Annotated in this window: 20 protein-coding genes, 1 pseudogene and 1 riboswitch; of the genes and pseudogenes, 11 read left to right on the plus strand and 10 right to left on the minus strand. The window is 62.9% G+C overall.

Annotated elements, in window-relative coordinates; translation table 11 throughout:
- Positions 1-5 precede the first annotated feature (5 nt).
- From AC0L2D_RS15190 to AC0L2D_RS15230, 9 genes are all read left to right on the plus strand, one after another.
- Positions 6-1,454 carry a type II and III secretion system protein family protein gene (locus AC0L2D_RS15190; protein WP_064995330.1) on the plus strand — a complete coding sequence of 483 codons (1,449 nt, stop codon included), beginning with the start codon at positions 6-8 and terminating at the stop codon, positions 1,452-1,454.
- A 4-nt stretch (positions 1,455-1,458) separates the two neighbouring features.
- Positions 1,459-1,728, plus strand: a complete 270-nt coding sequence (locus AC0L2D_RS15195) for a hypothetical protein (protein ID WP_013531962.1) — start codon at positions 1,459-1,461, stop codon at positions 1,726-1,728.
- 44 nt (positions 1,729-1,772) lie between these two features.
- Complete coding sequence (locus AC0L2D_RS15200; RefSeq protein WP_013531961.1) at positions 1,773-2,987, plus strand: CpaE/TadZ family protein; 1,215 nt, start codon at positions 1,773-1,775, stop codon at positions 2,985-2,987.
- Complete coding sequence (locus AC0L2D_RS15205; protein WP_013531960.1) at positions 2,984-4,405, plus strand: CpaF family protein; 1,422 nt, start codon at positions 2,984-2,986, stop codon at positions 4,403-4,405. The genes AC0L2D_RS15200 and AC0L2D_RS15205 overlap by 4 nt, the downstream gene beginning before the upstream one ends.
- 4 nt (positions 4,406-4,409) lie before the next feature.
- Positions 4,410-5,375 (plus strand): type II secretion system F family protein, encoded by a 966-nt coding sequence (locus AC0L2D_RS15210; protein WP_013531959.1) that lies wholly within the window; start codon positions 4,410-4,412, stop codon positions 5,373-5,375.
- A 1-nt stretch (position 5,376) separates the two neighbouring features.
- Positions 5,377-6,339, plus strand: a complete 963-nt coding sequence (locus AC0L2D_RS15215) for a type II secretion system F family protein (protein WP_013531958.1) — start codon at positions 5,377-5,379, stop codon at positions 6,337-6,339.
- An 80-nt stretch (positions 6,340-6,419) separates the two neighbouring features.
- Positions 6,420-7,244 carry a PA3715 family protein gene (locus tag AC0L2D_RS15220; protein ID WP_275954596.1) on the plus strand — a complete coding sequence of 275 codons (825 nt, stop codon included), beginning with the start codon at positions 6,420-6,422 and terminating at the stop codon, positions 7,242-7,244.
- A gap of 160 nt (positions 7,245-7,404) precedes the next feature.
- Complete coding sequence (locus AC0L2D_RS15225) at positions 7,405-7,875, plus strand: hypothetical protein (RefSeq protein WP_013531956.1); 471 nt, start codon at positions 7,405-7,407, stop codon at positions 7,873-7,875.
- A 160-nt stretch (positions 7,876-8,035) separates the two neighbouring features.
- The gene (locus tag AC0L2D_RS15230; protein WP_473541450.1) at positions 8,036-9,211 is read left to right on the plus strand and encodes a GGDEF domain-containing protein; all 1,176 of its coding nucleotides are present in this window, start codon (positions 8,036-8,038) and stop codon (positions 9,209-9,211) included.
- A 1-nt stretch (position 9,212) separates the two neighbouring features.
- Here the strand turns inward: AC0L2D_RS15230 and gcvP are convergent, their stop codons facing one another.
- From gcvP to gcvT, 3 genes are read right to left on the minus strand one after another with little or no spacing between them, the layout of a single operon-like run.
- Positions 9,213-12,023 (minus strand): aminomethyl-transferring glycine dehydrogenase, encoded by a 2,811-nt coding sequence (gcvP, locus tag AC0L2D_RS15235; protein WP_473541442.1) that lies wholly within the window; start codon positions 12,021-12,023, stop codon positions 9,213-9,215.
- A 17-nt stretch (positions 12,024-12,040) separates the two neighbouring features.
- Entirely contained in the window at positions 12,041-12,409 is a 369-nt protein-coding gene (gene gcvH / locus AC0L2D_RS15240; RefSeq protein WP_013531953.1) for a glycine cleavage system protein GcvH, read from the minus strand.
- 5 nt (positions 12,410-12,414) lie between these two features.
- Complete coding sequence (gcvT, locus tag AC0L2D_RS15245; RefSeq protein WP_063172036.1) at positions 12,415-13,515, minus strand: glycine cleavage system aminomethyltransferase GcvT; 1,101 nt, start codon at positions 13,513-13,515, stop codon at positions 12,415-12,417.
- 149 nt (positions 13,516-13,664) lie between these two features.
- A riboswitch (glycine riboswitch) is annotated at positions 13,665-13,751 on the minus strand.
- Positions 13,752-13,995: 244 nt separating this feature from the next.
- On the opposite strand from gcvT, the gene AC0L2D_RS15250 reads away from it, so the two are divergent.
- On the plus strand, positions 13,996-14,997 hold the full coding sequence (locus tag AC0L2D_RS15250; RefSeq protein ID WP_063167889.1) for a hypothetical protein: 1,002 nt from the start codon (positions 13,996-13,998) through the stop codon (positions 14,995-14,997).
- Positions 14,998-15,034: 37 nt separating this feature from the next.
- Here the strand turns inward: AC0L2D_RS15250 and AC0L2D_RS15255 are convergent, their stop codons facing one another.
- A complete protein-coding gene (locus AC0L2D_RS15255) occupies positions 15,035-15,763 on the minus strand; it encodes a GntR family transcriptional regulator (RefSeq protein ID WP_024505339.1) in 729 nt (242 codons plus the stop codon).
- An 8-nt stretch (positions 15,764-15,771) separates the two neighbouring features.
- Positions 15,772-17,052: a D-amino acid dehydrogenase gene (locus AC0L2D_RS15260; protein ID WP_027162560.1), complete on the minus strand. Its 1,281-nt coding sequence runs from the start codon at positions 17,050-17,052 to the stop codon at positions 15,772-15,774.
- Between the two features lie 221 nt (positions 17,053-17,273).
- On the opposite strand from AC0L2D_RS15260, the gene AC0L2D_RS15265 reads away from it, so the two are divergent.
- Positions 17,274-18,071, plus strand: a complete 798-nt coding sequence (locus tag AC0L2D_RS15265) for a maleate cis-trans isomerase family protein (protein ID WP_013531948.1) — start codon at positions 17,274-17,276, stop codon at positions 18,069-18,071.
- Positions 18,072-18,102: 31 nt separating this feature from the next.
- Here AC0L2D_RS15265 and AC0L2D_RS15270 read toward each other — a convergent pair whose 3' ends face one another.
- The 5 genes and pseudogenes from AC0L2D_RS15270 to AC0L2D_RS15290 all read right to left on the minus strand — a co-directional run.
- The gene (locus AC0L2D_RS15270; RefSeq protein ID WP_013531947.1) at positions 18,103-18,894 is read right to left on the minus strand and encodes a molybdopterin-binding protein; all 792 of its coding nucleotides are present in this window, start codon (positions 18,892-18,894) and stop codon (positions 18,103-18,105) included.
- 1 nt (position 18,895) lies between these two features.
- Positions 18,896-19,777 (minus strand): cytochrome b/b6 domain-containing protein, encoded by an 882-nt coding sequence (locus AC0L2D_RS15275; RefSeq protein ID WP_013531946.1) that lies wholly within the window; start codon positions 19,775-19,777, stop codon positions 18,896-18,898.
- 97 nt (positions 19,778-19,874) lie between these two features.
- On the minus strand, positions 19,875-20,552 hold the full coding sequence (locus AC0L2D_RS15280; RefSeq protein ID WP_473541443.1) for a DUF1345 domain-containing protein: 678 nt from the start codon (positions 20,550-20,552) through the stop codon (positions 19,875-19,877).
- 23 nt (positions 20,553-20,575) lie between these two features.
- On the minus strand, positions 20,576-21,046 hold the full coding sequence (locus tag AC0L2D_RS15285) for a YaiI/YqxD family protein (protein ID WP_024505334.1): 471 nt from the start codon (positions 21,044-21,046) through the stop codon (positions 20,576-20,578).
- Between the two features lie 69 nt (positions 21,047-21,115).
- A pseudogene (locus AC0L2D_RS15290) lies at positions 21,116-21,286 on the minus strand (S-(hydroxymethyl)glutathione dehydrogenase); the annotation flags it as partial.

Below are 21,286 nucleotides of genomic sequence, written 5' to 3' on the forward strand. Positions count from 1 at the left end.
GGACAATGTTCGGGCTGTTCATATATCGGGTCATGACGCGGTTGCGCGTTTTGCGCGCCGTGGCTGTCGCGTCTTCGCTGGCCGCTGCGGCGATGCTGGCCTTGGGCGCCTCGGCGGCGAGAGCTGACAACGACGTCGTCTACGTGTCGTCGACCAAGAATGCCTCGATCAAGGTTGCCAAGGGCAAGCCGAAGACGATCATCACCAGTGCTGCCTTCTACCAGATCGTCATCGGCGATCCGGAGATCGCCAACGTCAATCCGCTGACCGACAAATCCTTCTATGTGCTCGGCAACAATCTCGGCACCACCGGGATTGCGCTGTTCGATGAGAAAAAGCAGCTTGTCGGCACCGTCGACATCGAGGTGACGCTCGACACCGACCAACTGGCCAGCACCATTCGCGCCAGCGTGCCGGATGCCAGGATCAAGGTCGGATCGGCCAATGGCCGTGTCGTGCTGTCGGGCGAGGCCGACGATGCCGTCGCCGCCGAAAAGGCAAACAAGATCGCGACGCGCTTTTCCGGTGCCGAGGAGGTGATCAACTCGGTCAACATCTCATCTTCGCAGCAGGTCCAGCTCAACGTCCGCTTTGTCGAGATCAACCGCCAGGCGGGCCAGGATCTGGGTGCCAAATACGCCGCCAATTTCGCCTATGGCCTTGGCGGCCGCGACGTCTCGATCGATCCGGGCACAGTGCCGGCGGCCGGTACTGGCGAGATCATCGGTCGTCTCCTATCGAACGGCGTATCGATCGATATCGCCATCAAGGCGCTGGAAGAGCGCGGCTTGGCGCGGCGACTGGCCGAGCCGAACCTGATCGCCCGGTCCGGCCAGACGGCTAGCTTCCTCGCCGGCGGCGAGTTCCCGATCCCGGTCTCGGAGGACAACGGCAAGATCTCGGTCAGCTACAAGAAATACGGCGTCAGCCTGGATTTCACGCCTACGGTTCTGAAAGACGGGCTGGTCAGCCTTGATATCGCGCCGGAAGTCTCCTCGATCGACGCGTCGGCCTCCTACAATATCGGGACGATCTCGGTTCCTGGCTTCATCGTGCGCCGTGCCAGGACGTCGGTCGACCTGAAGAACGGCCAGAGCTTCATGATCGCTGGACTGCTGCAGTCGCAAAACGACATCACCACGTCGCGCATTCCCGGCCTCGGCAAGATGCCGGTGCTTGGGGCGCTGTTCTCGTCGAAATCCTATCAGCGGCGCGAGACCGACCTCGTCATCATCGTAACGCCCTATCTGGTCAAGCCGGTCGATCCGTCGAAGAAGCTCGTCGAGCCGACAGATGGCACGCAGCCGGCCAGCAATGCCGACTATTTTCTCAACAACACCGAGGAAGTGAAGGATTCCGATGCCGGTCGCACCGTGGCGCTGGCAGACGGCCGCGTCACCCAACCTGCAGCGGCCGCTTCGGCTGGGCATTTCCTCGACCTGCCGAAGGATTGAAGCCATGCGTCTGGTCTTTGGATCGAGCGTCGCCTTGCTGCTGGCCGGCTTTGCCGCCGGCTGCACCAGCGACGACTATGTGCGCAGCGAAGGGCCAACGGCCGGCGCCGGCAATGCGCAGGCCGCCAACACCGTCATGCAGATGGTCGATCCCTGGAAATACGGGGTCCAGAACACCAGGCTCCTGGTGCCGGCCCAACGAGGCAGTGCCGCGGCTGTCACACCCGATCAGGCGGCCGGTGCCAAGGCGTCGCAGTCGACCACAGGCAACTGATTCAACGGGCAACTGGTCAACGGGCGACCTGACAGGCTGACAGAATGGCAAACGGCATCAAGACCAGGAAGATCCTGCTCGTATCGACCGACAGGACGTTTGCGCAGGACACGCGCACCGCATTTTCCGCCTCCGAGATCATACAGCTCTCGACGGTGGAGAAGAACGTTACCGAGTTGCGCGGTGAGATCCAGGAAGCCGACTTCGGCGCCATCATCGTCGACATGGATGCGGCAAGGCTGGAGGAAGTCGAGTCGCTGCAGCGCATCATGCGCCGGCTGGAGGACAAGGTTCCGGTCGTCGTCGTCACCCAGGAGTTCAACGCGGCCGCGGTGCGCATTCTCGTGCAGCTCAAGGTCGCGGATTTCCTGGTCAAGCCGATCACCACGGCCGATCTGGTGCGCTCCGTCGTACGGGCGCTGCAAGGGCCCGGGCGCGAGGAAAACACCGAGTCGCAGATCTATACCTTCATGCCTGCGGCGGGCGGCGTCGGCACCACGACGCTGGCGCTGCAGACCGCCTTTCAGCTGCATCACTCGGTGACGCGCGGAGCGTCGACCTGCGTCGTCGATCTCAACTTCCAGCAGGGCGCCTGTGCCGAATATCTCGACCTCGAACCGCGTTTCGACATCACCGAGATCGAGAACCAGCCCGAGCGTCTCGACCGCCAACTGCTCGACGTGATGCTGTCCAAGCATGCCAGCGGGCTTTGCGTGCTGGCGGCACCGGCGCATCCAGCCGAGATGCGCTCGTTCAAGACCGATGTCGTGGTGCGCATGCTGGATCTCGTTTCGGCCTATTTCGACAATGTCGTCATCGACATGCCCCGCACCTGGTTTCCATGGACGGAGACCGTGCTGCTCGGTTCCAACAAGCTCTACATCGTCGCGGAAATGACGGTGCCGTGCCTGCGCCACACCCAGCGGCTGATCCAGGCGGTCTACGAGACGGCCGGCAAGGAAGTGAAGCCGAACGTCATCGTCAACCGTTTCGAACAGAAGATGTTCGATAACGGCATCAAGCAGGCGGACGTCCAGGAAATCCTTGGCGAGCATTTCGTCGGCGGCATCGCCAACAACTACCGGCTGGTGCGCGAAGCAGTCGATCGCGGCGTACCGCTGCACGAGATCGATCCCAACGCCAATGTCGTCAACGATCTGAAGAAGATCATCCTGCCGGAAGAAGCGGTCCCGACCCGGGCGAAATCGCGCTCGCTGTTTGGCATGGGCCGTGGATTGCTGAAGAGGAAAGCCGGATGACCAGCCGCTTCTCCACCCTGCAGAACCGCGATGCGCGTCCGCAGCGCGCGCCTGAGACGACGCCGGTCGCCCATCATGCCGTCGTTATACCAACCAGCCGAAAGGCTTTGCCGGCAAAGCCGGAAGCAGCGCTGGCAAAGAATGCCAACAAGGTGCTCGATGCGCGCGTGCGTATCCACCGGCTGCTGCTCGAAGAGATCAATCTTGTCGCGCTGGAGCGTTTGCCGAAGGATGAGATGCGCCGGCAAGTGCATGACTTCGTTTCGGAAAAGACCAAGCAGGAGCGGATGGCGATCAACACCGTCGAGCTTGACGCGCTGGTCGACGACATCGTCGACGAGATGGTCGGCCTCGGTCCGCTCGAGCCGCTGCTCAAGGATCCCGACATCAACGATATCCTGATCAACGGCCACATGAACTGCTTTGTCGAAAAGAAGGGCAAGCTGCAGCCGGTCCACATTCCGTTCAAGGACGAGGCGCATCTCCTGCGCATCGTCAACAAGATCGTCGCCGCGGTGGGTCGCCGCGTCGACGAATCGCAGCCGATGGTCGATGCCCGCATGCTGGACGGCTCGCGGTTCAACGCGGCCATCCGCCCGGTTGCGGTCGACGGCCCGCTGGTGTCGATCCGCAAATTCTCCAAGAACAAGCTCGGCCTGCATAAACTGGTCGAATTCGGCGCCATCACCCAGAACATGGCCGAAGTGCTGGCGGCGGCCGTGCATGCCCGCAAGACGACGATCATTTCGGGCGGCACCGGCACCGGCAAGACGACCATGCTCAATGCACTGTCGGCCTTCATTCCGGAAGACGAGCGGCTGATCACCATCGAGGACGCGGCCGAGCTTCAGCTGCAGCAGCCGCATGTCGCGCGCATGGAAACACGTCCGGCCAACATCGAAGGCCATGGCGAGTTGAAGCAGCGCGACCTGGTCAAGAACGCACTGCGCATGCGCCCCGACCGCGTCATCCTCGGCGAGTGCCGCGGCGAGGAGGCTTTCGACATGCTGCAGGCAATGAACACCGGCCACGAAGGGTCGATGGCGACCATCCATGCCAACACGCCGCGCGACGCCATTTCGCGGCTCGAGCAGATGCTTGGCATGACCGGCATGCCGATGACGGTGCAGTCGATCCGCAGCCAGATCGCCAGCGCGCTCGACCTGATCGTCCAACTGACGCGCCTGTCCGACGGCAAGCGCAAGGTGACCAGTGTCGCCGAGGTGACCGGCATGGAAGGCGATGTCATCCAGATGCAGGAGATCTTCCGCTTCGTGCGCACCGGCATGGAGGCCGACGGCAAGATTCTGGGCCACTACGAGGCGACCGGCATCCGGCCGCGCTTCCTCGAGGACCTGCGCGCCATGGGCATCGAGTTTCCCGGACGATATTTCGAACCCGGCCGGCCGCAGGAGTAGCCAAGTGTTCGATGGAATGAGCGCGATCTATGTCGTCTATGCCGCGGCCGCGCTGACCGGCATCCTGATCGCCGAGGCCTGTTACCTGCTTTATGCCGGCCGCAGCGACAAGCGCACCGCCATCAACCGGCGCATGAAGCTGCAGGAAAACAAGATCAGCCAGGAGCAGGTGCTCGTCCAACTGCGCAAGGAGCGCGGCCTTGACGCGGGCACGCCGCTGTTTTCGGCGGACCGGTTTCGCGCGCTGCGAACCCAGTCGGGCATGATCATGCCGCTGTCGAAATTCCTCATGATCACCTGCGGCGTGGCGATGGCGATGGCCTTGGTCGCCATCTGGTACGGCTTGCCGCCGCTGATGGGGTTCGTCCTGTTCGTGGTGCTCATGCCGCTGTTGCCGGTGCTGACGCTGCGTTTCAAGCGCAAGCGCCGGCTGAAGCGGTTCGGCATGCAGTTGCCGGAGGCGCTGGAACTGATCACGCGTGGCCTGAAGGCCGGCCATCCGGTGCCGGTGGCGATCGCCATGGTGGCGCGCGAGATGCCCGACCCGATCGGCAGCGAGTTCGGCGTCATCGCCGACGAAGTGACCTACGGATCCGATCTGGTTTCGGCGTTGAACTCGCTGTTCGACCGGGTCGGCCAGGAGGATCTGCCGTTGTTCGTCACCGCCGTCTCGATCCAGACCAGTTCGGGCGGCAATCTGCGCGAGATCCTCGACGGCCTGGCGACGACGATTCGCGAGCGTGGCAAGCTGCGCCGCAAGGTGCGCGCCATTGCGACAGAAGGCCGGATGTCGGCCTACATTCTGACGGCCGTGCCGGCGTTGCTGTTTGCCGCCATCATGGCACTGATGCCGGGCTTCTACAGCGACGTCTGGGGCGAGCCGAAGACCTGGTATCTGCTTGGCGCGTCGATCACCTGGCTGATGCTGGGCAATCTGATGATGTTCAAGATGTCGAATTTCAAGTTCTGACATGCAGGGTTTCATCGAATTCCTCGCCTCGCTTGCGCCGACCTCATTGATGCCGGTGGCCATACTGCTGCTGGCGGTGGGTGCTGCCGCTGTTGCCTGGCCTGTTGTCATGGCGAAGGGCGATCGCAACGAGGTCATGCGCCGGCTCAGGGTCGACAACGGTCCCGTGGCCGCCAAACCGGAGCCGGTGCAAAAGAAGAATACCGGCATCGTGCGCGAGAAGGCGGTGAAGCGGGCGCAGGAATTCTACGCCAGGAGCGATCCGGAAAATGTCGCCCGGCTGCGCATGAAGCTTATCCAGGCGGGCTACATGGAGCCGCGCGCTGTCGGTACGTTCTTCCTGATCCGGTTCACCGCGATGATCGGCACGGCAATCGGTGTGTTTGTGCTCAACCGCTGGATGGCCAGTCCGGACGCAACGATGGCCAGCCGCTGGACATTCGTCATCCTGTCGGGCGCGGCCGGTTATTTCCTGCCCGGCCTGGTGCTGAGCCAGAAAGTGCGGGAACGCAGGCGTGAGTACCGCAACGGGTTTCCCGATTTCATGGACCTGATGATTGTCTGCTCGGATGCCGGCATGAGCATGGAGGCAGGCATAGAGCGCGTCTCCAAGGAACTCGCCAAGACTTATCCCGCGCTCAGCCAGAACCTGCAGCTGGTGTCGCTGGAGCTGAGGGCCGGGCGCAGCCTCGACGATGCGCTGAAGGCGCTCGCCGATCGCCTCAGCCTGGACGAGGTGCGTTCCTTCGCCACGCTGCTGCAGCAGTCCAAGGAACTCGGCACCAGCCTGTCGGGGGCGCTGCGCGTCTTCTCCGACGACATGCGCCATAAGCGTATGTCGTTGGCCGAGGAAAAGGCGCACGCTCTGCCTGCCAAGATGTCGGTGCCCGTGGTTGTGTGCATCCTGCCGGTGGTGCTGATGATCGCGGCCATTCCAGTCATCGTCAAAATGACGGCGCACTAGCGAGCGCTCCACAAAAGCCCTAGCAAGGGGCTGACAAACCATTGTCCTGACCGAACCCGGCTTTGCAGGTGAGAAAGTCCATGCTGCTGCGCACCCTCTTCCTTGGCCTTGCCGCGGCCAGCCTGTCGCCCGCCTGGGCCGTGGCCGGCGATTGCGGCGATGCCGCCGCCTTGGTGCAGCAGGCCTATCCCAAAGCTCGAAAGAGCGCCGACGGCACCTCGTTCACGCTCGAACCCCACACCAGCATTGCCCTGACATTCGCGTATGGCGATCCGCCAGGGCTGGTTTGCAAGATCTGGCCCGCCCATGACGACCTGCTGTTGGTCGCAGTGCCGCTGATGGACGGGTCCCAACCCAGCGACTACGCGCATGCCGGCGATATCGAGCTTTTGATTGTCGACAGGAAGAGCCGGCAGGTGCGCCAGCGCCTGCTCCAGCCCGGGCTGATGAATGATGATGCCATCGCCATCCGCCAGGTGGAACTTGATACCGGCCGCTATGCGCTGGCGCCCGATGTTACTGCCTTTGGCCTGCGCATCGAAATGGCAAACAATTCGCTGCCCAATCCGTTCAGTGAAACCGACCTGCGGCTCTATGCCGTCGATGGCGATTCCCTGAGGATGGTGCTCGATGGCCTGGTCGTGGCCGGCAATGGCGGCGAGGGTGATACCAATTGCGCCGGATCCTTCCATACCAGTCGGGTTAGCCTGGCGATGAGCCCGGCCAAACATCATGGCTACCACGACATAACGGTGGTCGAGCGAATGGATACCGACAATCCGTTGCCCGACAAGGATGGCGAGTGCCAGTCCCATCCCGGCAAGTCCGTGAGCCAAACCTACCGGCTGCGCTATGACGGCAGCCGGTATACGGCTCCTGCGGGGCTCAAAGCCCTGGAGCCGTGAGGACGCCGCTGGCTGCGACTGAAGCACCGCGGCCTGGTGGTTAATGGCTGGTGTGCCCGAAGCCGAATTTTGGCGGCGTTTCGGCACCGAAGTTTAATCGCCGCTGATATATTGTGTTTCCTGAAGAACGACCCGGCAAATCGGGCGATGAGGCAGGGGCATGCGTCACAATAATTTCCCGGCAATGGCCACGATGGCGGCCGTCTTGATGATGTCTGGCTGTTCGACGAGTGGCGTCGACACCACCAAGACCACCGCCATCCAACCGGCGGCTAAAGACACCGAAACCTCCGATCTGGCGCAAGGCAAGGCGCAGTTTCGCGACGCCAATTACGGCCTCGCCGAAAAGCACTTCCGCAAGGCCGTCGAGTTGAAGGCCGACAATGCGGAGGCCTGGATGGGGCTCGCGGCTTCCTATGATGAACTCGGCCGCTTCGACTTCGCCGACCGTGCCTACGGCCAGCTTCTGAAAGTCGCCGGTCGCAGGCCGCAGATCGTCAACAATATGGGTTATTCGCAACTGCTGCGCGGCAATCGCAAGAAGGCCAAGGCGCTGCTGCTCGAAGCGAAGGCCGGCATGGCCGATCCCACCGTCGTCAACGCCAACCTCGCTCTCCTGAACAAGGGTTGATCTCGCGTCCAATGGTCCGGTTTCGGGACACGTGCCATCGACGCTTTGTAAACCCTATCTGCAGGTTGCATCGATGGATCGCCTGAAAACCCGTATCTGGGGGCAGCCGCTGACCTAGAATGCAGCGCAACCGCCGACGCTCGAGAGGCCCTTGCCCGATATGCTGGACTTCAGTTCGCTCCTGCTCGCAGCCGCGCTGTCGGGCATATGCCTCAGCGTCACCATGTTTGCGATCTGGTTCACCGCACCCAAGGCAGGTTTCGTGCTGACGGTGGCGTGCGGAATTCTGGTGCTCGTCGCGCATGTGATCCTGTTCTGGCGGTACACCAAGGATCCCGATCCGCTGCTTTGCCAGATCGTGCTTGCGCTGCTCAGCCTGGGGTTCCTGATCCTCTGCTTGTCGGCCATGCAATATCTCGGCGTGCCCGGCTACAGGCGCGCCGTTGCACCGGCGCTTGCTGCCATGGCCATTTGTGCCATCGTGACCTTTATGGGCTTTGACGGCGTTGGTTTCATCATCACCTACACCACGGTGACGGCGCTGCTGTCGGCGATCGGCGCCATGTTCTGGATCAACGGCAGTCACGATCGCCGCATCCTTCTGGTGGTTTCGTTTCTGAGCGGCACCTGCGCGATGTCGTTTGCGTTTTGCGGCGTGGTTCTGCTGACCAAGGGGCAATGGACGCTCGCGGTTGCGCCCGACAATTGGGCCGAACGATTGAATTCCGTCGTGGCGGTGGCCTGCATGACCGGGCTCGGAGCATTGACGCTCTCCCTCCATCATCTGCAGGCGCAGATCGAGCTCAAGGCCGAGACCATGACCGACCCGCTGACAGGGTTGCTGAACCGCCGGGCATTGACGTCGCTTTACGGCGAGCGGAGTTTCGGTCCATTCATGTCCATCGTCATGTTCGACCTCGACCACTTCAAGCGGACGAACGATGTCTACGGTCACCCGGTTGGGGATCAGGTCTTGTGCCGTTTTGCCGCCGTCATCAAGAAATATGCCCGGCCCGGCGTCGACGCTTTTCGCCTTGGCGGCGAGGAGTTCGCAGTCGTCATGTCGCGGATGACGGACGAAAAGGCCTACGATCTCGCCAGCAAGATCGGCGTGGCTTTCGGCGCCGAAATCGTCCCCACCCAGCTCGGCAAATTGCGCAGCACGGTCAGCGGCGGCATCGGCTTTGGCGAGGCAAGCGGCAGCAGCCTCGACAACGTGCTCACCGAGGCAGACGCAGCGCTCTATGCCGCCAAACGCGCCGGACGAAATTGCGTCATCAGCCGCAAGAGGATGGGCAAGGCCGAGCCGATCAAGCCGGCCTTGCGCTCAGCGTAAATTACTCCGCGGCCCCCAGATAGTCGGACAGCGGCGGGCACGAGCAGACCAGGTTGCGGTCGCCGGCGACATTGTCGATGCGTGACACCGGAGGCCAGTACTTGGCTGCCGTGTCGGCGTCGCCGGCCGGATAGGCCGCTTCCAGGCGCGAGTAGGGATGGTTCCACTGGCCGGCCAGCGCCTCGGCGGCGGTGTGCGGCGCGTTGACCAGCGGATTGTCGGCCAAAGGCCATTCGCCCCTGGCGACTTTTGCTGCCTCTGCCGATATCGCGATCATGGCCTCGCAGAAGCGGTCGATTTCCCGCTTAGGCTCGGACTCGGTCGGCTCCACCATCAGCGTGCCGGCGACCGGGAAGGACATGGTCGGCGCGTGAAAACCATAATCGATCAGCCGCTTGGCGACATCGTCGACACTGATGCCTGCACTCTCCTTGAGCACACGGGTGTCGAGGATGCATTCATGCGCGACGCGTCCCTGCCTGCCCTTGTAGAGCACCGGGAAATGCGCACCGAGCCGCGTTGCGATGTAGTTGGCGGAAAGGATCGCTGTTTCGGTCGCCTGCTTCAGGCCCGAGGCGCCCATCATGCGGATATACATCCAGGTGATCGGCAGGATCGAGGCGCTGCCGAAGGGGGCGGCGGAGACGGCGTGCGCCGAGCCTTCGGTGACATGGCCGGGCAAATACGGCTTCAAATGCGCCTTGACGCCGATCGGCCCGATGCCGGGTCCGCCGCCGCCATGCGGAATGCAGAAGGTCTTGTGCAGGTTCATATGGCAGACATCGGCGCCGATGTCGCCGGGACGGGCAAGCCCGACCAGCGCGTTGAGGTTGGCACCGTCGAAATAGACCTGGCCGCCATGCTCATGGATCAGCGCGCAGAGATCGCGTGCGCCTTCCTCGAACACGCCATGCGTCGAGGGATAGGTGAACATCAGCGCTGCGAGATTTTGCGCATGCTCAGTCGCCTTGGCCTTCATGTCGTTCATGTCGATGTTGCCGTCTTCGGTGCAGCGCACGACGACGACGCTCATGCCGGCCATCGCCGCGCTCGCGGGATTGGTGCCATGCGCCGAGGAGGGGATCAGGCAGACGGTGCGGTGGTTGTCGCCGCGCGAGCGGTGATAGCCGCGGATGGCGAGCAGTCCGGCATATTCGCCCTGGCTGCCGGCATTGGGCTGCAAGGTGACGGCGTCGAAGCCGGTGATCTCCGACAGCCAGCCCTCCAGCTCGCCGATCATGGCACGGTAGCCTGCCGAGTGCGCGGCCGGGGCGAAAGGGTGCAGATTGGCAATGCTCGGCCAGCTCACCGGCATCATCTCGGCGGCGGCGTTGAGCTTCATGGTGCAGGATCCCAGCGGGATCATGGCGCGGTCGAGCGCCAGGTCCTTGTCGGCCAGCCGGCGCAGGAAGCGCATCATCTCGGTTTCCGACTTGTTTTCGTGGAAAACAGGCTGGGTCAGGAACTCCTTGCCGCGCGGCTTGCCGGGCACCGTGCTGTCGGCGGAGGCACCAGCCTTGGCGCCGAACAGGGCCGCGATTGCGTCGAGATCGGCCTCGGTGGAGGTTTCGTCGAAGGCGATGCCGATGTGGTCGGCATCGACGGCACGCAGCAGTCTGCCGCCCTTTTCAGCGGCGGCGGCGATCGAAGCTGCCTTGCCCTTCACCTCGGCCGTCACCGTGTCGAAGCGGCTTGAACCGAGCACGGAGATGTTTGCTGCTTTGAGCCCGGCGGCAAGACGATTGGCCAGCGTGTGGATGCGCCCGGCAATCGCCTGCAGCCCGGCGGAGCCGTGCCAGATGGCATAGGCGGTCGCCATATTGGCGAGCAGCGCCTGCGCGGTGCAGATGTTGGAGGTCGCCTTGTCGCGGCGGATATGCTGCTCACGCGTCTGCAAGGCAAGCCGGTATCCGGGCCGGCCCTTGCTGTCGGTGGACTGGCCGACCAGGCGGCCAGGCATCAGCCGCGTCAGCCTGTCGGAGACGGCGCAATAGGCCGCGTGCGGGCCGCCAAAGCCCATCGGCACGCCAAAGCGCTGCATCGGGCCGACGGCGATGTCGGCGCCAAGCTTGGCCGGCGCGTCGGTCAGCGTCAGGCCGAGCGGGTCGGCGATGAAGACGACGAGAGCGCCGGTCGCGTGTGCCTTGTCGATCGCTGCCTTGTGGTCGCCATAGACGCCAAATGTATCCGGCCAGGAGACAAGCAGGGCGGCGGTGTTGTCGTCGATCGTCTCGCCATCGATCTCGATGCCGAGCGGCTCGGCGCGGGTGCGCACCACGTCCAGCGTCTGCGGGTGCGGCGTGCCGGCAAGTGCTACCTTGGTGCGCTTGTCGCGGTGATGGCGCAGCGCAATGCCGACCGCCTCGGCCACGGCGGTTGCTTCATCCAGCAGCGACGCCGATGCCACCGGCAGGCCGGTCAGTTCGGTGACCAGGGTCTGGAAGTTGAACAGCATTTCCAGCCGGCCCTGGCTGATCTCGGCCTGATAGGGCGTGTAGGCCGTATACCAGGCCGGGTTCTCGAACAGATTGCGCTGGATAACCGGCGGCACATGGACGCCGTGATAACCGGCGCCGATGAAGCTCTTCAGCACCGTATTCCCGGCCATGACAGCCGAAAGCTCAGCCAGCGCTTCCGCCTCGCTCGCTGGTGCCGGCAGGGCAAGCGGCCGATCGAGCCGGATCGACTTCGGGACGGACTGGCTGATCAGCGTCTCGATCGAGGGCACGCCGATGGCGGCCAGCATGGCTCTGGTATCGTTGAGGCCGGGACCGATATGGCGGGCCGAGAAGGGGTAGGGTGCTGCGGTCATCTCAATAAGTCCTGATATCAACCGATATGGGCTTTGTAGGCGGCCTCATCCATGAGACCGGCGAGCTGGCTTTCGTCGGCAAGCTTCATCTTCCACAGCCAGCCGGCCCCTGTTGCGGCCGAATTGACCAGTGACGGATCCGACGACAGCGTGCCGTTGGCCTCGGTGATCTCGCCGTCGACTGGTGCATAGACATCGGACGCCGCCTTGACGGATTCGACCACGACGGCGGTGTCGCCCTTGGTCAATTTCTTTCCCGTCTCCGGCAGTTCGACGAAGACGAGGTCGCCGAGCTGCTCCTGCGCGTAATCAGTGATGCCGACCGTGGCGATGCCGCCCTCGACGCGGAGCCACTCGTGATCTGATGTGAAATAGGTCGTTGCCATTGAGATCATCCTTTTCGGTAGCGATGCGGTGTGAAGGGCAGGGAGCTGATATCGACTGGGATTTTCGTGCCGCGCACATCGGCGAAAACCCGTGTTCCGGGCTTTGCCAGAGGTGTCGAGACATAGCCCATGGCGACCGGATGGCCGGCCGAGGGGCCGAAGCCGCCCGACGTGACATGGCCGGCCGGGTTGCCGTCGGCGTCGAAGAGCGCGGCACCGCCACGCACCGGCTGGCGGCCTTCCGGCTTCAAACCGACGCGCTTTTGCGCGGGTCCTCGTTCCACCGCGGCGCGGAGCGCATCGGCGCCGATGAAAGTGCCGGAAGCGCGGATGTCCTTTGGAATTGCCCACATCAAGGCGGCGCTGGCCGGGTCGGTTTCCGGTGTGATGTCCTGGCCATGCAGGCAGAGACCGGCCTCCAGGCGCAGGCTGTCGCGCGCAGCCAGGCCGATCCACAGCACGCGCTCGTCTCCGAGCAGCTTCGCGACGAGGTCGCGTGCATCGGCCTCCGGCAAGCCGATCTCGAACCCGTCCTCGCCGGTATAGCCCGACCGGCTCATGAACCAGTTCTTGCGCGGTTCGACCCCATGCATGAACAGCAGCGAGCCGGTCTCGATGCCGGCGCGGGAAAGGGCGGCCCAGGCTTCAGGACCCTGGATGGCCAGGAAGACGCGGTCGAGCGGCTCGATCCTGGCGTCGAAATCCGCGGCAAGTGCACGCAAATGCTTTTCGTCGGCTACGGCGTTGCCGGCATTGGCGACCACCATGAACCTGGCATCGCCAAGCCTGGTGACGATCAGGTCGTCGAGGATGCCGCCTGCTTCGTTGAGGAAAAAGGACAGTTTGGATTGCGAGATTTCGAGCGCGCCGGCATCCAGTGGGCAGGCACGGTTGAGCAGTGCCGCCGCTTCCGGTCCGCTGACCTCGAACAGCTTCATATGCGAGATGTCGAACAGGCCGGCCTGCTCGCGGGTGTGAAGGTGTTCCTTCATGACGCCGGCCGGATAGGTCAGCGGCATCGACCAGCCGGCAAAGGCGCCGAAGCGCGCACCGGCGGCCATATGGATATCTTCAAGGGGAAGGTGTTTTGTGTCGTCGCCCGTCATGTCGTCTCCAGAGTCGCACGCAATCGGTCGCGAATGGCGACCAGTCCGTGCCCCTCTGTCTGAAGCCTGAGAGACTCGCGCAGCCGGAACTCTGTCAGCGGCGCTTACACCTTCGGCGCGGGGGCAAGCCCCGACTTTCCAGAGTGTCTTTCCCGTCTACGGTTCTTTTGCCTGAGAGATTTCGGGCGATTTCCCCTTCGGCGACAGCTCTCGCTGTTCTCTCCCGCAAACAGGTAGGACTCAAGACCCTGAGTCCTCGACGCGCCATCCATAGCTTGCGCGCGACGGCTTGTCACCTGTCAGCAACATCTAAAGCGCGTGCATGTCGTTCTTCAAACCGCGGCACGCTGTCAGGCGACATGCGTTGGCGACAAGTCTTCACTAACCACGCCGTTTGCCGGTTTTTCAAGACACTGCTGATATGTTGGCTTGTGTGACGCTATGGGGCCGGCGCTTGGCGACGGCGGACGGGGACGACAAATGGGCGAATTGATCATGAGCGCGCCGGTGGCCGGGCTGACCTCGAAAAGCCGCATCGCCGCGGAGGACGTGGCGATGTTGCGCCATGAAGTGTTCGGCGACGGCGTCGTGACGCGTGGCGAGGCCGAGGCGCTGTTCGCGCTCGATGCCACGGCGAAGGACAAATGCCAGGAATGGCCGCCCTTCTTCATTGAGGCGGTCACCGACTATATCGTCCACCAGGAAAAGCCATCGGGCTATATCTCGCAGGACAATGCCGACTGGCTGATCCGCACGATCTCGCGCGACGGCATGGTCGACAGCCGGACCGAACTCGAATTGCTGGTGCATGTGCTGGAACAGGCGAAATCGTCGCCGGCCCAGCTTTGTGTGTATGCGCTGGAGCAGGTGGCGCATGCCGTCATTGACGGCAAGGGGCCGCTGATGCTCGGCGGCGCGCTGGCTCCGGGCCTCGTCGCGCAGGCGGAGGTCGAGCTTTTGCGCCGGATACTCCATGCCCATGGCGGCGACGGCAACATCGCCATCACGCGCGCCGAGGCCGAGGTGCTGCTCAAGATCAACGAGCGGACTGCTCAAGGACAAAACGATCCGTCCTGGAACGAGCTGTTCGTCAAGGCGATCGCCAATTTCGTCATGTGCTCGGCCGGCTACGAAGCACCGACGCGCGACGTGGCGCTGCGCCATGACGCCTTCCTCGAACATGCCGATCCGGAAATCGGCGGCTTCTTCAGCCGCATGATCTCCGGCGGGCTTGCCGGCATCATGGAGGCCTACCGATCTCCTGGCGACATCGAAGCCGAATGGGAAGCCAAGAACAGGGCGGCCGAGGCCCTGGCCCGCCGTGCCGAGACGATCGATGCCGGCGAAGCCGGCTGGCTGATCGAACATATCGGCGTCGACAGGCCACTTTACGAGAACGAACGCGCGCTGCTGACCCTGATCAAGCACGCCTCGCCGGAAATTCACCCGGCGCTCAGGCCGCTGCTCGACAAGGTTGCCTGACCGGCCAGGGATTGCTTAATCGGATCCGGGATGCTGGTCAGATCTGATCGACGTCGACGTATATCCGGGCCAGGCCTTCCCGGACGGTCGACATGGCATCGGCGACACTGATGTCGATGTGGTCATGCATGAGCCTTGCGGCCGTGTCGGCATCGCGGGTTACCATGGCTCGGGCGATTTCGCTGTGTTCGGTGTAGGTTGTCGACAGTCGCCGGTGCTTCTCCACTTCGATCTTGCGAACGAAATGGATGCGCGTGTTGATGCCTTCGAGCATGCGCGCCAGTTCGGGATTGCCTGACAGCCTGGCGATGCGGATGTGAAACTCCTCGTCCCTGGCGGTCAGCTCGGCGCTGGAAAACGAGTCGGCGCGCGCCATGGTGAGCGTCCACCAGTCGACGAGCGCGGCGAGCTCTTCATTGGTCGCGCGCTGGATCGCCAGCCTGACGGAGCGCTCCTCAAGCACCGCCCGCACGTCGGAAAGATTGACGACCTCGTCGACATCGAAGCCGCGGCAAAAGAAGCCGCGATTGGTCTGGAAGGTGATGAGTTCCTCCGTGACCAGCCGCTGGAGGGCCTCCCTGATCGGGCTGCGGCTGACATTCAGCCTCGCGGCAAGCGCCACTTCGTTGATGCGCTCGTTCGGCTTGAAGCGATAGTCCATCGCCATGCGACGGATCTCTTCATAGACGCGCGGGCCGGTCTTGATCGGCTTGGATGCCAACGCCGCATCGTCGTCCTGGTTGCTGTGCCTGGTGGGTCGGAGCATGGCGTCGGTCAAGCCTTTGCGGCGCTTGGTTCGGCGAACCGCGCCTGTGTGGGAAGGATACCGTCGAGGGCGATCGGCGCAGCCCGGCCGGCGATCAGGTCGGCGACGATGCGGGCCGATCCATGCGCCATCGTCCATCCAATATGGCCGTGGCCGGTGTTCAGCCAGAGGTTCTTGATGTTGCGCAGGCCGAGGATCGGCAGATTGTCGGGCGTCATGGGTCTCAGGCAGGCCCGCATTTCGGCGCGATCATAGGCGATACCGCGCGGGAACAGGTCCTGCGTGACGCGCTTCATGAAGGCGAAATCCGAAGGCTTGTGGCTGCGATCATAGCCCGCGAATTCCGCGGTGGCGGTGACGCGGATGCGATCGCCCATCGGCGTGATGGCAACGAGATTGTGCTCATCGATGACGGGGAGTTTTGGAGCCAGCGCCGGGTCGACGATGGGAATGGTCAGGGAATATCCTTTGACCGGATAGATCGGCAAACCAAGGCCGATCTTGCGGGCGAGGATCGGGCTTTCGGCGCCGAGACACAGAACGTAGGTGTCGGCCAGAAATTCTCCCTTGTCGGTGACGACCCGGATGATCGCGTCATTCCTGCGTTCGATCCCGACGATCCTCGTGCTTGTCAGGATCTTGCCGCCCCTCGTTTCGACGATGGCCGCCAGCGCGCGCGTGAACTTGGCGGCGTCGCCGGTTTCATCGGTTGGACACATTATGCCGCCGGCAATGCTGCCGCGCGACGAAGCCAGCGCCGGCTCGCGGTCAATGATTTCCTGTGCGTCGACAATGCGGATCTCCTGGCCGTCGGCCTCCAGCAGGCGCATGTTGGCGACGCCCTTGTCGAGCGCCTGACGGCTGCGGTGGAAGTAAAGGATGCCGGCCGAGGTCCTGTCGTATTGGATCGATTCCTCCCTGACGACCGCCTGCAGGACCGATTGGGAATGGACCGCAAGCCGATGTTTGAGGAGGGTGTTGCGACGCGCTTTGGCGGCCGTGCATTCCCTGAGGAAGCGCAGCGACCAGCTGTAGAGATGCGGGTCGGCGGAAAGTTTGAAGCGAAGCGCCTGGTCTTTCAGGAACAGCGACTTCAGCAGGATTTTTGGCGCGGCTGGTGATGACCAGACGAAGGAGTGACCGGGCGCGATCATGCCTGCATTTGCCCAGCTCGCGCCCTCGGCCACCTGCGGTGCCTGCTCGAGAACAGTGACCGCGTGGCCGTCCTTTTGCAACTGATAAGCGGTGGTGATCCCGACCACGCCGCCGCCCAAGATCAATACGCGCATTGCTGTCCCGAAGGGCTGTGTTCCTATTGTCGACAATTCAATAGGAAGACGCCGATCCCTGTCAACGGTGAATGGGTCGGCGACGGACAAGCGATCCGCGCAAGCGCAAAATTCAGGCGTTTACCGGTTCCCAGGATCTGCACAGAGCCCTTGACAGTTTCGGCAATATCGCCGTTTCTATTGTCGACAATTCTGATTGGCATCAGGGAGGGGACTGCGCCATGGACGCCCCGGTTAGCCGCGCCGACGACACGCTTGTCCTCGACAAGGAACACATTCCCTTCAAGACCGATGACGGTATCGGCACGCGCGCCAATCTCGGCCTGCTCGTGCTGCGGACCGACCAGACCATCGAGGATGAATTCCGGTATGCGCTGCCCGCGCGCGACATCGCGCTGTACGAGGCGCGGCTCTACAGCGATGTCGAGATCACACCGGAAAACCTGATGAAAATGTCGGCGGTAATCCCGGCAACGGTGGGACTCTTGCCCGACGTCAAGTTCGATGTGATCGGCTTTGCCTGCACGTCGGGAGCGCTGGTCATCGGCGAGGATAAGGTTGCCGAGCGCGTTCACGAGGTGCTGCCTGGTGTGCAGGTGACCAATCCGGTGACCGCGGCACGCGCCGCGCTGAAGGCCCTGGGGGTCTCGAGGATCGCGCTGCTCACCCCTTACTTGGCGAAAATCAATCATTCGCTGCGGGCATCGCTGATGGCGCGGGGGATGGATATTCCGGTCATGGGCTCCTTCAACGAGGCGGACGACAATGTCGTTGCACGCATCACGCCGGCATCGGTCAAGCAGGCCATCTTGGAAATCGGTGCGTCGAGCGACTGTGATGCGGTGTTCGTTTCCTGCACCAGCATGCGCGTTGCCCGCATCATCGAGGAGGTCGAGAAGGAGTTGGGGAAACCGGTCACCTCCAGCAACCATGCACTTGCCTGGCATATGCTGCGGCTTGGCGGCATTGGCGAGCAGATTGCCGGAAAAGGCGAGCTGTTTCGCCGCTCGCTAGGCTAGCATCTTCAGCGCCGGATTTGCGGTGTGCAGCTCAGATCCCGCCGTACCAGTCATAGCCATTGTCTTCCCAATAGCCGCCCCTGCCACCGCCGACATCGGCAAAGCCGTCGACCAGTTCGATCTTGTAGAGATATTTCGGCATCTTGTAGCCGAGCTGGCGCTCGACGCGAACCCGCAGCGGCGCGCCGTTCTCGACCGGCAGCGGCTTGCCGTTCAGGCCGTAGGCGAGGATCGTCTGCGGGTGACGGGCATCGATGAGGTCGATGGTGCCGTAATATTTGATGTCGCCCGACAGGCTGCGGTCGATCGTGTCGAGGCAATGGAACATGACATAGCGCGCCTGCGGTTTGACCACCGCCTGGTCCAGCACCAGCGACAGCGGCGTGCCGGTCCATTTGGCTATGCAGCTCCAGCCTTCGACGCAGTCATGGCGGGTGATCTGGGTGCGGCTTGGCATGTTCTGGAGCTGCTCGCGGCTGAGCGACAGCGGCTTTTCGACAAGACCCGTCACTTCCAGACGCCAGTCGGCGAAATTGTTGGCGAGCAGGCCCTTGTAGACGTCGTCATCGGGAGCGGTGACGCCGTTCGGCCGCTGCGGCTGGCGGATATCGGCCTCGGTGAATTCCGGCGCCAGCGCACCGCGTCCGGCGAGCAGGCGTTGCGCCCGGTATGTCAGGCCATTGGCGTTTTCGAGGAAACTGCGCAGGCCGCTGCCGACGCTTAGCTGGCTGTCAAAGGCGTCGCAGCCCGACAGCATGATACCGGAAGCGCCAAGGCCGGCAGCGGTCAGGAATTTGCGGCGGCTGATCTCAAACTTCGCCATGTCAGGCACTCCTCTCGGCTGTATTGTCGTTCTGTGCGGGAGGATCGGTGCGGTACCAGCCGGTGATGATCGAGCGCAGCTCGTTGATCGGGCCGGCGGCCAGGATCATCAGGATATGGACGACGAAGAAGGCGACCAGCAGCACCATGACGGTGAAATGGATGGTGCGTGCCGTCTGCCGGCCACCGAGCAGATCGTTGAGGAAAGGCAGCACCGAGTTCATGCTTGGCGACATCGCCAGGCCGGTGATGATCATCAGCGGCAGCAGCACGAACAGAACCCCGCCATAGGCCATCTTCTGCAGCGTGTTGTATTCGCGCGTGTGGTGGAATTTGAGCTTGGCGTGGTCGACGATGTCTTGCGGCAACCGCTTCAAATCGTCGAGGCGTGGCGCGAGATCGCGGCGGATGTGACCGTTGACGATGCTGGCGACCAGCCAGACGATCAACGTCGTGGTGAGTATCCAGGCAAAGAAGAAATGGATGACGCGCGCAGTGCCGAGATCATAGTAGGACGGGATGGTCGCCCAGGACGGGAAGGCGCGGGACGTCTCCTGGCCGGCCGGACCCGACCAGCCGAGCACCCCAGTGGTGTTGAAGCGTTTGCCGAAGATCTCCGTGTAGCCGCGCGGACCCGCATCGGAGTTCTCGGCGCCGATGGCGAAGATGGTGTTGTTGTAATCGAAGCCCGATTGCTTGCCGATATAGAGCTGCGGACGGGCATTGAAGATCTGCAGGCCGGACAACAGCATGAAGAACAGCGAGATGGCCCACAGCCAATGCGTCAGCCGCGTCCAGCGCGACTGCCGGTAAATCAGCGTTTTGTCGTTCGACGCCGAAGCGCCTGGATCGGCGGCGGATTGGCTTCTGGCAACGGATTCCATCGTGTTTCGTCTCCCGGCCTCGCGGCATGGCCTGCGCGCTCATTGTCCTCCTGATACGTCGCGATCCAAACCGATGTTTCATCCGATCACGGATTTATTACGGACCGCCCAGGCTGACGGCGAGATTGACGGCAGCGGCGACGATGACCGTGTTGAAGAAAAACGACAGGATCGAGTGGACAAGCACGACACGACGCATATGCGTCGTCGAGATGTTGGTGTCGGCGGTCTGCGCCGTCATGCCGATCACCGTCGAGAAATAGAGGAAGTCCCAACCCTCCGGCCGTTTGTCGCCCGGAAACAGCAGTCCGCCGACCGGGATTTTCTTCCTGGTCTCGGCATCCATCGCATCGCCATCCATCCAGTAGACATGGGCATAATGGAGCGCTGCCATGGCATGGATGGTGAACCAGCCGAGCGGGATCGACAGCAGCGCGAAGAAGAGCTCGATGGGATGGCTTCTGTCCTTCTGATTGATCAACAGGAACAATGCGACAACGGCAACGCCGACGACGACAAGCGTCACGGCGAAGATGACCAGCACCGACTGGTCGGTGGCGCGCGCATTCTTGCTCAGATACCTGCCGGTGAACTTCGGCATCTGGGCGACGACGAGAATGACATAGGCGGCAAAGAACGCGTTGGCGCCGATCGAATAGGCAAGCGGAGCGTGCAGCAGCAACGCCACCAGAAGCGCAAAGACGCCGAAGCAGGCAGACACAGCAAACAGCATGTGGCGCTGCATGGGTTTGTCTATCGGAGCTTCGGCGGCCATGGTGGTTCCAGCCCTGGATAGCGCTAATCCGGTGTGGCCGATTTCATGGCACGCCGCAAGATGCGATCGAGTTCGCCCAGAAACCGCGACCGGTCTTGCGGCGCGAAGCTGGCATTGTAGCCCTTGCTTTCGCCGGTCTCGCGCAGATGCTGCTTCAGGTCGCGCATCGCCACCGCCATGCCGATCGTTTCCGGCGTGAAGGGACGTCCGGTTGGCCCAAGCACATGGGCGCCGAGTGCAACCGCGCGGGCGGCCAGCGGAATGTCGGCGGTGATCACAATGTCGTTGGTGCGTGCATTGTCGACGATCCAGTCGTCGGCGGCATCAGCGCCCTTGGAGACCACGACATTGCGGACCATCGGATCGCGCGACGGCCGCAAGCCGCCATTGGAGACGTAGGTGACAAGGACGCCATGCCGGTCGGCCACTTTTTCGACCTCGGCCTTGACCGGGCAGGCATCTGCATCGACGAGAATGGCGGGGAGTTCGCTCATGTTTCTTTTCTCCTCCCATTGTGAACCACGGAGGCCGCGCGCCGGTTGGACCGCGGCCTGTGATCTTCCTCAGTAAACCACGACGCTTCTGATCGATTTGCCCTCATGCATGAGATCGAAACCCTTGTTGATGTCCTCGAGCTTGAGCGTGTGGGTGATCATAGGGTCGATCTGGATCTTGCCGTCCATGTACCAGTCGACGATCTTCGGCACATCGGTGCGGCCGCGCGCGCCGCCGAA

It is taken from the genome of Mesorhizobium sp. WSM4833 (assembly GCF_055811095.1).